Origin of the sequence: Leuconostoc lactis (genome assembly GCF_007954625.1) — a bacterium.
GTDB classification, from domain to species: domain Bacteria; phylum Bacillota; class Bacilli; order Lactobacillales; family Lactobacillaceae; genus Leuconostoc; species Leuconostoc lactis_A.
Map to the genome: position 1 here is coordinate 1,408,553 of NZ_CP042420.1, position 14,755 is coordinate 1,423,307.

Genomic DNA, 14,755 nt, shown 5'->3' on the forward strand with positions numbered 1-14,755 from the left:
GGAATAAACAAGATGCCTACAAAAATATGGTTAAAACAAGAACAATTAGAACTGTATATTAAGCAGTTAGAGCGGTTTAGAGACTTATACAGTAAACTAGACCAGACTTTAGAAAGTGATAGACAAGGATTTCAATTCAAAGCTGGCGCGCCCAACTTCCAAACAACGTTGAGCGTATCAATGCAATTACAAGCTAAAATTAGACAAGCACAATCTCAAGCATATGGAGATGTGCTTTTTTTTAACAAAGAATTAGCATCTAGGGTGCAAGAATTGGTTTCCAAATCAATTGAGTTAACCTTTGCTTATCGTGATTTGGATTTGCTTATTAAGGGAACTGATCGCAATACTGAAAGTGGGTTGAACAAGATTGAAGAACAGTTGTATCAAGCAAAAAGGCAGCTTGCCGAAAAACATTAATAATTTTTATGCTTGGAATCGGACCAGTTTTTGTTGTACACTGATTTTATGTTTAAAAAAAGAATTAGACTCAATACATCAAAGCTGTCAGTAGTATTATATGGTGCACTTATAGGTTTTTTAACAGGAATAGTTGTTAGCGTTTTTCGATGGACAATTGAAAAATTGCTTCAATTTGTGCAAACGTTGTATGTAGATATCTCACATGGCAATATAACGCTAATATTTTTTTTGATGATAGCCAATTTTATAGGCTTTTTAATTGTTGCATGGCTGTTAAACAAAGAACCTAATATATCCGGTTCCGGCATCCCGCAGGTTGAAGGTCTATTATTAGGTGAACTAAAAATAAACTGGTGGTCGACATTGTGGCGAAAATTTATATCAGGAATTTTGGCTATTGGTAGTGGTTTGATGCTGGGGCGGGAAGGTCCCTCAATTCAACTGGGTGCATCAATTGGTCAGGGTGTAGCATCATATAGACGTCTTAGTCATAATCAATCGAAAGGGCTTATAGCCAGTGGTGCCGCTGCTGGTTTATCAGCTGCATTCAATGCGCCTTTAGCCGGCGTTATGTTTGTATTGGAAGAAGTCTATCATAGTATTTCTCCCTTTGTCTGGGTTAGTGCATTGACAGGCGCAAGCGTTTCGGATTTTGTCTCTACGGTTTTGTTTGGCCAAACACCAGTTTTATCTGTTGGTCACTTAAGTGTTTTCCCGGTACAGTTATATGGCTTATTGTTGGTATTTGGTATTATATTAGGTTTATTTGGCTTTTTATATCAAAAAGTTTTACTATTCAGCTTAAATTGTTACAGTAAAATTAAGGTCCCTAAATATTTATACGGTATGGTGCCGTTTACTTTGGTGATACCAATTGGAATCTTATGGCCAAATCTTTTAGGTGGGGGCAATAATTTAATTTTGTCGCTGAAAGAAACACCTATGACAATGAAAATGATCATCGTAATTTTGTTAGTTCGATTTGTTTTCTCAATGATTAGTTACGGTTCCGGTCTGCCAGGAGGCATCTTTTTACCTATTTTGACTTTAGGTGCACTAAGTGGTTCATTAATGGCTCATATATTTGTCTATTTACATCTCATGAGTGCAAATTATGCTTTAAACTTTATTGTGATCGGTATGGCCGGTTATTTCGCATGTATTGGTAAAGCACCATTTACTGCAATTATTCTTATTTTTGAGATGGTGGGGAGTGTGACCCACATTTTACCTTTAGCACTTGTAAGTTTAGTAGCTTACTTAGTAATTGATCTATTAAATGGTGCACCAATATATGAATCTTTACTAGAACGTTTGTTAAAAAGAAAATCAGTGTATCTAACGATGTCTTCCATGACAACAACGGAAGTGCCAGTTCTTGCTGGTGGTATCTTAGAAGATCAACAAATAAGAGATTTGCAACTGGGTTCAAATAGTTTGATTACACTGGTCAAGAGATCTGAACATGTACTGATTCCAAAGGGCGATTTAGTATTACGAGCTGGTGATATTATTTATATTAGAGCGAGTCAAAATGACACACGACTGATAAGAAATCAAATAAGCGTCAAGAATTGAAAAACGACTCTGAAAAATTTTCCAGAGTCGTTTTTATTTAACTTCAAAAAAAATCTTCATTATGCTTAATACTTTAATATATTGTGTTTTAAAAAATAAAATAATAAGCAACATTGTGAAATGGTAAACTTGTTATAAGGGGTAAATACCTAAGACTAAAATAATCATAATTAAGGAGAAAATATGTTTTATGAGTGATGCAACAACACAAAAACGCAAACGACAACCACGGTTGAATGAGAACCAACGTCACATGATTGAATATTTGTGGAATATTGAGAAAATGACACAAGCAGATATAGCCAGACGTTTAGGCTATACACCGTCATCAATACTACGTGAATTACACCGTGGCAATACGCTTGATTTCTCAAATTTAGATAGACGAACACTGTTGAATATGGACATACACGCACGTATCAAGTATTCGGCACAGCGTGGACAATATATTGCTTTGAAAAAGCGCAGTAAAATGGGTACTGGTCTCAAACTGACGCCAGAATTAAAAGAAATCATTGAAACCTGGGTCAATGTTGAGCATTGGACGCCAGAGCAAATTGCTGGTAACGTGCAAGATGTTGATGTGTCCGCATCTGTTATTAGGTTATGGTCTCGGCAAGGCCTTATCAATATTCGTAAACAGAAATATCATCGTCAAAATGGGACACCCAAAGAAAGAGCTGTTGCGCAAACTAAACGTGATAAGGAACGTGAAATTGCACGTTTGCGTGAGCAACTAAAAAATGACGGAGAATTAGTCCGCCATTCAATATTTGATCGTTCACAAGTTGTGGAAAGTCGTAAACAGTTTGGTCATTGGGAAATTGATTTAGTGTTGCCAGCTAAAATGAATAATCAGCGTTATCAAGATACCACAGCAATTATGACACTGACTGAACGCAAAACTCGGTTTACTGCCTTAATATTAGTCCGTAGTAAGAAGTCCAATGATATGATAAATGCCTTTAAGTTGTTTTATGAACGATATGGCAAAGCCGTACGGACTATCACAGCTGATAACGGTTCTGAATTTATCTCGTGGGACTTTTTAGAATACGTGCAGAAACAGCTCAAAATCAAGCTATACTATGCGACACCGTCATCACCACAGCAACGTGGATCCAATGAAAATCGAAATCGTAAGTTACGTGATTGGTATCCTAAAGGCACTTCTTTTAAAGACGTGAAGCAACGACAATTAGATGAAGTGGCTTCAAAAATGAATGCGATGCCACTTAGACAAGCTCTGAATGGAAAACGACCAATGGTAGTCTTTGCACAAGAATATAAAGCGATGCAACGTTATCGTAGAGCTTATGAAAAGCGTAAACAGCGAATGCTCGAAGAACGCCAAAATGATGAAAAATAAAGAATAAAAATTGGTAATAAAGATAATAAACTTTAGACACGGGCTGTGTCTTTTTTTATTGTGATTAAAATAAAACGATTTGAAACGATTTTATTGGTTGAAACATTTGATATAATAGTGAGTAATTAGATTGCTAAAAGCCTTTGTATAGACATTCCAAAAGCGTGGACGCTCCGTTTACTTTTAAACACAATCATGTTATTCTTGAGGAAGTAGTGAGTTACTTAAAAAATAATCATCCTTTATTTTACACAGAAGTTACTGGTAGATTACCAAAACATTAAACATGTGGCGTTTGGGTTGACATTCGCCTGACAAATTTAGGTTTACATAATATATATTATCGAAAGTAAAGTATTTAAATTAATACATTTAATGTGGATAATTTTTTATAAACCAATTACAGATTCCCTGTGTTTTAGAGCTGGTTTTTGTTAAATTCTTTCATAAAACCCAAAAATAGTTCAATTACTAACTCTGGTAACCTCAATAAAGTGTTTTTTAGTATTAAATACTTTAAACAGCTATCAAAACAAATAAATTTAACACTAATCTTCAATTTTAAAGCAAACAGTCTTCTTAATCAATTTAATAGTAAGCGAACTATTTCTCTTTATTAAGGTCATTAACTGTTGCTAAAAAGCTAATTGGTTTCAACTCAACATTTTCCATCTCGTGACCCGTTATCGTGAAAAACTCAACGTCATTCGTGTCGACTAAATCATTGAAATTATATAACCGATATAGAAAATAGTTATCAGGATGCTGACTGGCGAACTTCAGTTCATTATTGCTGATATAAAATGGTATTCCTTTTCCTTGTGTTGTAGTTTTGACCTCAATATAAATTGGATTGCCATGTGTGTCAAAAGATAAAATATCATACCCTAAACCGTCTCCTTGAGTTTGAGAAACATGTTCAACCTTCTTAGCTAAGTCAGGATAATCTTTCAGTCTATTTTTTTCGGTGTTTAGAACAATTTGTTCACCAAAAAAGCCAATGATAGCATTTTGTTTTTGAAGTGCAGGATAATCCACTTGACGGCCTGTTTGAACCATTGAATTTTCGTCTAAATACGTTTCATGAAGCGTAATATCGGGTATTTTTTGCGCTATTTCTTTGATACTATAGGTACTTGACCGGCATGATAATATATAGTCAATGCTTTGCGCTATTTCTTTGATACTATAGGTACTTGACCGGCATGATAATATATAGTCAATGCTTTGCTGAATATCGTTCTCACTGATTAGCCTAGATTTTATTTCATTCAAGCAAAATAACATATCTTTCAGGTCCGTCAGTAGTTGCGCATTAGAGGGTAAATTATCCTTATCATATCTGATGCTCAGAATGTTGCTTAATTCATAACCTGATACCATATCATTCTTCTTCAATAAAGAACTAGTCAGATCGATAGGTGCCACTGTCATGTGATCCGTTCGATTAGCTAATGTATTTTGCCAATATTTGGATACCTTACTGATATTATTTTCCGCATTTTTGCCGTAGGTTTTCTTAAAAAACGTCCACCCTTGATTTAGTGATAAGTAAACATACTTCATATCCGGTGAAAATAGATAAACAATATCAAACCCTTTGGCAGCTGAAACGGATATTGTCGTATCGAATAGCCCAATCCATGGTACTGTAGCCCAACTCCCTTGCCCTGGTGACCCCTTTGTTATGAGACTACCACTAATGAGATCATCACTCACAACATTTTTTAGTCCTGATCTGAGACACTTAGCTAATGAATTACCTTTCAAAGGCTTATTTTTTTCTTGTAAATAAGTGTTCAGAATTTTTTCTAATAATGCACGTAGTGTCATTTGCCATAATTGCTCCCTATTATGCTTCTTCTATTATTATGGCATGAAAATAACAAAAAACACTAATTTTATCATAAATATCAACCAGAAATTTCAACGCAGTACAAATTAAAAAGACTGCAATTATGCAGTCTTTTTAGCAATTTATAGCTGAATCAGATTCACATCAAATTCTTTTAACTGTTCCAGATGATGTGATGTTATTACCACTACTTTATGCTGTCGTTCGACGAGTTCGTTGATCATTTGTAGGATCGTTTCGGCATTCGTCGCATCAACGCCACTAGTTGGCTCGTCGAAAATATAGAGTTGTTTATCTAATAAGCACTGTCCATAAGTTAAGACAATCTGTTGCTCACCACCGGACAACTGACCCATTTTTGTATGCCAAATTTTCGATAAGACCTCACGCTTAATTGTCGCAAAAGTACGAGATGCCATTTGCGATGATTCTGAACCTAACTGTGCATACATTCCCACCGTTTGTGCAACTGTTAGTGTTGGAAAGAAATGAATGTGTTGCAACTGATAAGCAACGTCGGTCATACTGGGAATATCAACTTTAGTGCCACTTGCATTTTTATGCCCTACACCGGCTACAAAATCCAAAAAAGACGTTTTACCTGCCCCATTGGCACCAATCACCACATTAAATTTTTCATGAGAAAATACCACATCAACCCGATCGGCCAATTGTCGATTACCAAAAGACAACGAATAATTTTTGATTTCCATGCGCAAATTTCCTCTGTTAAACTCTTGTGATTACTGACTGCGGCGAAAACCTAGCGATGGCAAATTTGCCAATAATTGCGTAAAGTAACGTCACCACCGCTAAGTCCCACCAGACAATGAGATGATTCGGCGAGCTGATTAAAAGTGTTTGTATTTGATAACCAACTGTTGCAACGTAGCTAGCAGGATTTATCAGTGTCACCAAACTTTCTAAACGCTGTCCATTCGGAATATTCATAAAAAATAGCATGCCAAAAATAAGCAAACTCAAAATAATAGTCACTGATTCAAGCTTGAATTTAAACATAAACAATAAACTCGTAGCCAACGCTATGGGTAAGGCGGTGATTAAAACAGTCAACAAGCCAGCCAACATCAAGTGTAAACTGAAAGATTTAATGAATAGCATAACTACTACATTAAACAAAGTGATCTCTATTAAAATAACCATGAGTTGAACCGAAAAAACACTGAACATGATTTTTAATTTAGAGCCAGCGATAAAAAGCATTTGTTTATAAAAGCCACGTTCTCGGTCTGCTATTAGACCAACAATGACGTTGTTTAGGATTGTGACAACGATGATATAAGCCCAAAAATAACTCACAGCCTTAAATGTCGTCGTATTGAAATGCCCCCTATTTTGTACAGCGATATGCTTATTTTGATAGATAAAATAAACAATGGGTATCAATAGATTATAAACAAAAGCAAATTTGTTACTTAAGGTATCTATCATATAAACTTTAATCAACGTCGCGATATCTTTCATTACAACCCCTTTTGTTAATGGCATAATTATATATTAAATTTAATTATATACTAATTTTAAATTATGAGGTACCCGTTATTCATTAAGCAATTGCATTAGCATTAACCAGAGTAAAACAGGATGCAAAAATGTCCTTTACCAAGAACAAAAAATTAAAAGCCTATCATGTGATAGGCTTTTAATCATTTTACATTCAACATCACCTTATACACCAATGACGATGTCGGCTTGTGATGTCCATTAATCACTAATGGATAATCGGCTAAGTGATAATTTGTGGTGTCCACAATATCGATATTTTGTGGGCGATTCGTATCATTGCGAACAATAATTTGATAATGACCAGGTGTTAGATTCCGATAAAGACGATAAGAATCACCTGAATCGGTCATTTGATACTGATCTCCACTCTTCAGATTTTTCAAATAAACATGGACATCTGATTTATCATGTACCTGTACAGAGAAATAATTAGCGTTACCCTTAAGATCCACAGCTTCAGTAATCGTTTCTTCAGGTGCCATCGCATACGGTGGTGCGCCATATTGGAGCGACAATTGACTGCGCTGAGCCGCCACCACAAGTGACTGCGGGTTTTTGTCAGCGACAACCCTGGCTAATCCAATTGTGACAAAGAGTATGACGGTCACAAGCACCGCGCTGAACCGTTTCAAAGTTACCCACCGCAAGTTTAAGAATTGACGGTTAGACCGGTCTGGAAGTACTGCCAAAGCAAACATGAGAAGCGGTAAGATGGCTTGTCCATACCGTGGCTCCACTTCCCAAAGTAATGTATGAAAGGCAATATAACCCAATGCCGTCACAATAGCGATCAAGGCCACTACTTGTTGCTGATCGGATAAATTAACCCGCCAGGTTGCTAAACGTGTGATTAAAAACAGCCAGAAAACAAACGTTGCGGTCGTATTAATCAGTGAGATCATGGCATTAAAGAATTAGGCATGTTGTTGATACCAAGCTGGTGCGGCACGGAAGCCCCCATTATACCAATCCTGAATGTCACTGACAGACAATAAAATACCTATTTTCGTGAACCACAGTTTGATAACACCGAAAATACCAAGCTTTTTAGTCCGTTTTGAAATTTGCTGTAGATCATAGGCTTGCCGTGCTTTTGGATTGGGTTGGGCATTATCATTGATCACATCAGTACCTGAATAAGTCCCTTGCGTCCCTGCATTATACGCCATTAACATCCAATGGGTTGCGGGTAATTCAAACTTCGGATTGGTGTGATAATTACTAGTTTGTTGGATTGCTTGCGTCGTTGGCACACTCAAACCAAACCCTAAAACAATTAAAATGATGGGAATAACTAACTGACTTTTACCTAATCGTTTTTTGACCCCTAACCATACCGCCACAATCAGCAATGCTGGTATTAAGACAATCAAATTTGGCTTAACCAAGTCACCAATCAAAATCGTAACAACTAAGCCTATTCCAGCCCCAATTTTTTGGCGTCGTGAATACGTTGGCCACCGATACAAAATACTCAGCACGAGCAACAAAACCAACATCGTTGGCAAATCTGAGTAAAAGACCTGCAAATAGTAAGTGTAGGCAAACGGCGTCAACACAAAGAATGCAAAAGCGCCCAGCACCATACTATTGTGTTGATTTAATCGACGAATCACCACCAGAAAATACAAAATAAAGCCATCGAGCACAATAATACTCAACAAATGAATCGCTGTATTAGTTGATAACCCAAATAATTGGGTTATCCGCAGCCAGAGTGACATCAGATAAGTGATCGAAACATTATTGGGATAACGCCAAAAATAAGTAATGTCCCAAGTATTTTGATTAGCCGCCATCTGATCCGCTTGGGACAACACGCGATATGGATCATGATAAACCGTATTCGGGAAAAAGATCAAGGTCAAAATTTGTGCAATGACCATGGCCACAAAACCAATTCCCATCGCTATCCGCAAACGTGAAAATGGTATGTGATTAATTCGTGGAATAAAAACAAATCTTGTGGTGACATATAGAAGTATCGTCAAGATGACAGTCGCCACGCCCATGTAGGAGATCACATTCCCAATTAAACCAATAATTAAACAGATAATTAAAATGCCAGGTAAAAATGATGGCAAAATAAGTCTTTTCATATTCCCTCTTCTCGCATCGTATGAATTGATTAACATATGTTAGACAATTACCGTAACCACGGTACTACTCAGTCATTCATATTTTTAAAGATTTGGCAACGTGCCGCATAATTTGTATATCATTTTATTATAGTGCTTTTTTATATTACCAAGTCGAATCTATCATGATGGTATGCTGACGTTTTGTCAGTAATCCAAACGTGCAATTACGACTTGTGTATGCACTCAAAAAAGACGTAGTCAAATTACGTCTTTTTAATTTTGCCAGATACATACTTAGCAACCTAAAGTTGCTAGGCAACATAGCCCGTGTACAAAACGCTTAATGCTTAAATGCTTTGTGGCGCTTCTTTTTGTTAAATACGTTATTTAAAACAGCCGACCAAATATTTGCCCCAATAAACATTAAGAATGGGAACATCATATAAATATAGTGTTCCTGTACTTCCCAAAGTAAGATATAGAACAAAGATAATGATTCAAATATTCCCAGGATTAAGATAATCGTAACCCTTTGACGATAAGTTGAACTATCATCTGATTCGTTTTGCCGCTTATTAAATAGATAAAATGGCAACCAAACAAATGACAAAAAGCTTGTCAGCGATACCATCATCGTTGCATGAATCATAATTGGCGTTAACAGATTATAATTGTTGTGATACTGTTCTTGTAATCGGTTATTTTGACTGTTTCTAAATTGCGTAAAATACTGCATACCAAAATCCGACTTAATACCAAACAACACATTTGTCTTGTCACGCCAGGTTGCAAGCACCCCAAAAACGCCTAAGTGCTTAATTTTCTCAGTTAGTTTTTCACGGATATAGGCCTGTCGTTGGTCATATTTTGTGTACTTATTAGTAATCGTATTGATTTCATCGCCCGACCGACCGCCTACATAGTAAGCCGTCAAGAACCATGACTCAATCGGCATTTTGGCATTTTTGTCACTAGATGCTTGATAGTGAGTCCTGTCTTTTGTAACCGTTGCGGCTTGCTTTAACGTGAATGAGCAAATGGATAACGCAGCAAGCAATAACACAAGTAACCGCCAATCACGCCATAAAAAGACCAGTAACAATACAACACTAGCAATCAGTACCACAATGGTATTTGGCCTTAGGAATAAGGCTACTGCCAAGCAGACTGCGGCTAAAATAAACTGTTGCCAATTCTTCCGATTAATGATTTTTGCAAAATGAGTCGCCTTTTCGCCTGTCTTAGCGTGATAAAACAGTTCAACAAGATAGCGCACACCAGCCACCAAAAATGGCAAAGCAAAGGTATCTGAATAACCAATTTGCGTAAATTGCATCAAATAAGTTGGGACAAACACATAAAATAATAACAACACATTGCGTGCTTTTGGCCCAAAAACAATATTGGCCAATTTAGTTAGTTGATACACTGATATGAGCATCAACACTTGTCCATAAACGGCATGCAACAAGATCACATCATCAAGCGTTTTGAGCATGTGCCGAAATGGAAAATCCAGCCAAAACATAAAGATACTAATTGGCACATTATTTGGAAAAACACTAAAATATGGCGACCATTGCGAGGCTGGATATTGATGTAAAAGATCATAAACTTGACCATTAACGCCCATGCTGTCATAGACTGGTGCATAAGGTTGTATGAACAACGCCCCGACAACTACCAATATAATTAATGTCCAAAGAAATTTTTTAAGTAGTTCATCGTAATGATCTGTTAGCTTAACAACTAACGTCGTTAAGCCAAGAAAACCCATGGCAAGCCCCAAATACGCTAACAACGAAAAAACAGTAAAACGATCGTTAAAAGTCGTGTTTGCTGCCAATAGATGCCCAGACACTAGCACACAAAATAACATCAATAATGCAATTACCGTTAGCATACCGACAATCGCATGTCTTGATTTAGTCAACATATTTGATATTCTCCCCTTCTAAATAAAACCGTTGGGCTGAAATAATTAAAAATAATGCCCCTGTATTATATATACGACATTCAGAAACATCCCACTTACTAGTTATCCCCAAAAAGATGTACACAGATGATCTGACTCATGTCATCACATCATAAATGATGCATATATCATTTGTAATCACGAACATTTCCATACTACTACACATATGTGCATGTGTCAAACAGACGCCTACTATCAACTCAAATCGAATCACTATCATTGCACAAAAAAAGACCTGACAACCGGTCAAGTTATCAGGTCTTTAAAGATTATCTCAAATTATTCTGTGTGCTTCAAACCGCTAAAGAATTGTTGGACCCCAACAAATCCGAGCGACAAAATTGTCGCAATACTTAAACTTAACCATAGCGCATGTATCATTGACACAAAAAGCAGATCAATAGTAAAGCAAGCGATAAAGTAAATTATCCAGACGCAGAGAACAAAACCAATTAACACGATTTTGGATTTTGCTTGTTGTGACATGACGAGGTCCTCAGGTGATGCAAATATTTCTTCCTATTTTAATGATAACTAAGATTATGACATGTTAGCTAACTAAAATCAACCCCCTATACCAATCTGACAAAACACAAATTACAGCACTAAACAACTCAACGTTTACTTTTATGCAGCTTGAACTTTCTGGTGATGCGTGCTGGTATTTTAGTCGTTGCAGTCATCGTGTTTTGTACTTTTGCTTTAATCGCCTGTTGTCTTTTCTGCTTGGTCTTTTCCAGGTCTTCAGCCATCATTTTACTTTTCTGAACAGTTTCAGCGTCAATCGTAAATAGTTTAACAAATGTCTGTGGATCAACGACGGGGTTGCCTTTTGGTTGTGTTTTAACAATTTGATTTGGTACAGAATTAGCATATTTAACAGCCGCAGCAACCGGCACCACCGTGTGTTTAAAGTGATATTGTGTCATAATTTCAGTCGCCTCATCAACATCCAGCGCAGTCACATCTGGCACTTTAATATATCCTTTTCGCTTTTCAAGTTGCGCATTAACTATTTTAGTCCCTTGGGCCAGCAACTCTGGTGCTAACGCGCCAAGTGCTATTTTACCTACGGTACTGATTAATTTTGTTTTGTTCATCTTGATTATTCTCCTAATACGACAATATCGTGCATCAGATTTCTTTCATTATAATGGTTCAATGTATTCGGTGCGATAAGATAACTTTAATAAAAAAGCGCCGCATAAATGCGGACGCTTTGTGTCGTGTTAACGTGCTAAATCAGGAATTGGTTTACCAGTCTCAATCGATTGGTTCATTAAATCTTCAATTTGCTTATCGGTAAATTTTTGATCATCAATACCAGCATTTCTGAGGATGCTTCGTGTTGCTTGAATATCACTAGCCGAAATCGTCACGGGCTGATCCCGATGCTCTAAATTAGCATGATCATTTTGCTCTTCAGTATTATTTGCTGTACTTGAGCTTGAACTTGAATTTTCTGCTGATTGCTGCGTTGTTTCAGGCTGCGATGATGACATCTGGCTTGATGCTGAAGACGATGACACAGTAGCCTGAGATTGACTTGATGCTTGAGACGGCGATGATGATTGTGCTTGACTAGCAGTTTGCGTCTCCTGCTTTGCAGTTGACTGGGTCTGTCGTCCCAGCAATAAAATACCCACCAATACTGCAATTATAACGATAACAATGATGCTAATGCTAATAGCTAATCTACTTTTTTTCAATTTGTAAACCTTCCCGTATAGTCAATGCTGATATCCAAAGGCTTATTCTGTGATAAGCCAGTAAAATACTTGCTAGCACTGTACTGCCACGCCGCAAATTCTGAATTATATTGTAAGGCACGTGCAGCTGCCGGATTTGCCTCATTTGGATACTGCGCCATCCAGATATCTTTTGTACTAATACGATTGGTGTCCACAATGTTATCCGGGCCAGTAATCGCTTTGTAAGAATAGTTGATGACATTCGGATAACCCTGTTGCGCTAATGTGTTACGGAATGCGTTGAGATCCGCAACTTTATCACCAGCACTATTGACAGCATCATCTGCTTCATAATCATCTACCATCAGCGTATCACTTGGAAGTCCCAAAGCTTTAGCATAGTTGGCAAAATATTTTGCTTCATTTGCTGCTTCTGATGGATTCATAAACCAGGCAAAATGATACGCTGCAATCTTCATTCCAGCATTTCTGGCATAGCTAATTTGTGTAGCTGCATATGGATTTTTATAGGTTGTATATTCTGATAATTTAATCACCGCTGTTTTGATACCTGCTGCGTACATTGCCTTGTAGTCCGCCTGCGTTAGCCAACTCTGGTGAGAAGATACATCGATAAAATCTGATGGGGCAATGGGTGGTAAGTAGGCTGTCCCACCACCAGGTGCTGTCCCACCCTTTTTGACCAATTGCACTTGGATTGCTTCAATACGTAATCCGCGCCCAGCCGTTCCGGCGGTTTGACCGTTTGATGCCCAACCTAGCCAACCATAATTTTGCACATAAGTACGATAATAAATATCATAGCTATTGCTTAACGTTCCTGTTAAATTAAAGCTTAAGGCTTCAACCTGTAAGCCTTGCCCTGAAGTACCGACAACAGCATTATCACTGACCGCTGATTGCCAACCGATATTTTGGACATAGGCCTTGTAAGTCACCCCACCAGACATGTTGTCCGGTAAGTCACTCACATTAGCCTTAAAGGCTTCAACACGCAGTGCTTGCCCGGTTGTACCGGCGGTACCACCATCTGCGACACTGTTTTGCCAACCGATATTTTGGACATTTGTTTGATAGTGAATACTTGGATCGGGCTTTCGCGTGTAAGATGAATTCGTCGTATCCCCTGGTGCAGGCTGGCCTTTAGGTACTAAGACAACCTGCATTCCTTCTAGGCGATAACCATAACCAGATGTTCCAGCATCTTGCCCGTTTGATGCCCAGCCCAGCCAACCAAAGTTTTGCGCATGGACACGATAGTAAACATTATAATAATTAGCAATATTACCAGATAATTTAATCCGGATAGCTTCCAACCGTAGCGCTTGACCCGAAGTACCACTAATCCCATCATTTTGTGTCCAGTTTTGCCAACCAATATTTTGGATATGCGTTTGATATTGGATATTGCCTGATGTGTCAGCATTTTGGTTATCTAACTGAATCATCGTGGCTTCTAATCGCTTACCTTGGCCGGTCGTACCAGACGTCTGCCCATCAGATACAAAGTTTTGCCAGCCAATATCTTGGACATGCGTCCGATACTGAACACTTGGCTCGCCATTTAGATTATAAAAAGCATTTACCGTACTACCTGGCGCGGGTTGGCCCTTAGGAACTAACACAACCTCCAACGCTTCCAGACGGTAGCCATATCCAGCCGTTCCGGCTGCCTGACCATTTGATGCCCAGCCTAGCCAGCCAAAGTTTTGTGCATGGACACGATAGTAAACATCATAATAGTTCGCAATATTGCCTGAAAGTTTAATGCGAATTGCTTCAAGTCTTAGCGATTGACCTGAAGTGCCACTGACACCACCATCCTGTGTCCAATTTTGCCAACCAATATTTTGGATATGCGTCTGATATTGAACACTCCCAGTCATGGTACTGTCTTGATTAGCAAGTTGGATAGTCGTCGCCTCTAAGCGCTTACCTTGCCCAGTTGTGCCAGCCATTTGACCATTAGTGACATAGGGTTGCCAGCCAATATCTTGGACATGCGTCCGATACTGAACGCTCGGCTGTTGTGCTGCTGAAATTGGTGATGACCACTGAGTCGTGAGCAATAGACCAATAACAACGGTTAAAATAATCACTAAACTGCCAGTGATTCTGTTATTCTTCATTGTTAAATCAACTTTCCAATTTACTTTATATTCCTTGCTTATTATAACAAAATCCACATCATCAATTGTAACAAGAAAAATAAAAACCACTCACAAATGTGAATGG

12 protein-coding genes are annotated in these 14,755 nt (G+C 37.9%); 3 read left to right on the forward strand and 9 right to left on the reverse strand.

Annotation, left to right across the window (positions count from 1 at the left end; all coding sequences use genetic code 11):
* The first annotated feature begins 12 nt into the window (after window positions 1–12).
* The 3 genes from FGL80_RS06990 (at window position 13) to FGL80_RS07000 (ending at window position 3,370) form a co-directional block, all read left to right on the forward strand.
* The gene (locus tag FGL80_RS06990) at window positions 13–420 is read left to right on the forward strand and encodes a hypothetical protein (protein WP_147001897.1); all 408 of its coding nucleotides are present in this window, start codon (window positions 13–15) and stop codon (window positions 418–420) included.
* A gap of 48 nt (window positions 421–468) precedes the next feature.
* The gene (locus FGL80_RS06995) at window positions 469–2,001 is read left to right on the forward strand and encodes a ClC family H(+)/Cl(-) exchange transporter (RefSeq protein WP_147001898.1); all 1,533 of its coding nucleotides are present in this window, start codon (window positions 469–471) and stop codon (window positions 1,999–2,001) included.
* A 190-nt stretch (window positions 2,002–2,191) separates the two neighbouring features.
* Window positions 2,192–3,370, forward strand: a complete 1,179-nt coding sequence (locus tag FGL80_RS07000; protein WP_147001899.1) for an IS30 family transposase — start codon at window positions 2,192–2,194, stop codon at window positions 3,368–3,370.
* Window positions 3,371–3,973: 603 nt separating this feature from the next.
* Here FGL80_RS07000 and FGL80_RS07005 read toward each other — a convergent pair.
* The 9 genes from FGL80_RS07005 to FGL80_RS07040 all read right to left on the reverse strand — a co-directional run bounded on the left by FGL80_RS07005 (window position 3,974) and on the right by FGL80_RS07040 (window position 14,649).
* Entirely contained in the window at window positions 3,974–5,203 is a 1,230-nt protein-coding gene (locus FGL80_RS07005) for an MrcB family domain-containing protein (protein WP_055307857.1), read from the reverse strand.
* Between the two features lie 144 nt (window positions 5,204–5,347).
* Complete coding sequence (locus tag FGL80_RS07010; protein WP_055307856.1) at window positions 5,348–5,938, reverse strand: ATP-binding cassette domain-containing protein; 591 nt, start codon at window positions 5,936–5,938, stop codon at window positions 5,348–5,350.
* Window positions 5,939–5,954: 16 nt separating this feature from the next.
* On the reverse strand, window positions 5,955–6,710 hold the full coding sequence (locus FGL80_RS07015) for a hypothetical protein (protein ID WP_055307855.1): 756 nt from the start codon (window positions 6,708–6,710) through the stop codon (window positions 5,955–5,957).
* A gap of 182 nt (window positions 6,711–6,892) precedes the next feature.
* Entirely contained in the window at window positions 6,893–7,654 is a 762-nt protein-coding gene (locus tag FGL80_RS09115; RefSeq protein ID WP_244297912.1) for a hypothetical protein, read from the reverse strand.
* A gap of 12 nt (window positions 7,655–7,666) precedes the next feature.
* Window positions 7,667–8,851 (reverse strand): hypothetical protein, encoded by a 1,185-nt coding sequence (locus FGL80_RS09120; RefSeq protein ID WP_244297916.1) that lies wholly within the window; start codon window positions 8,849–8,851, stop codon window positions 7,667–7,669.
* Between the two features lie 322 nt (window positions 8,852–9,173).
* Window positions 9,174–10,769, reverse strand: a complete 1,596-nt coding sequence (locus tag FGL80_RS07025; RefSeq protein WP_055307854.1) for a DUF6020 family protein — start codon at window positions 10,767–10,769, stop codon at window positions 9,174–9,176.
* A gap of 653 nt (window positions 10,770–11,422) precedes the next feature.
* Window positions 11,423–11,908, reverse strand: coding sequence for a PASTA domain-containing protein (locus tag FGL80_RS07030; RefSeq protein ID WP_055307852.1), 486 nt, complete (start codon window positions 11,906–11,908; stop codon window positions 11,423–11,425).
* 129 nt (window positions 11,909–12,037) lie between these two features.
* The gene (locus FGL80_RS07035) at window positions 12,038–12,442 is read right to left on the reverse strand and encodes a CBS domain-containing protein (RefSeq protein ID WP_147001900.1); all 405 of its coding nucleotides are present in this window, start codon (window positions 12,440–12,442) and stop codon (window positions 12,038–12,040) included.
* A gap of 71 nt (window positions 12,443–12,513) precedes the next feature.
* The gene (locus FGL80_RS07040; protein WP_055307850.1) at window positions 12,514–14,649 is read right to left on the reverse strand and encodes a GH25 family lysozyme; all 2,136 of its coding nucleotides are present in this window, start codon (window positions 14,647–14,649) and stop codon (window positions 12,514–12,516) included.
* Window positions 14,650–14,755 lie beyond the last annotated feature (106 nt).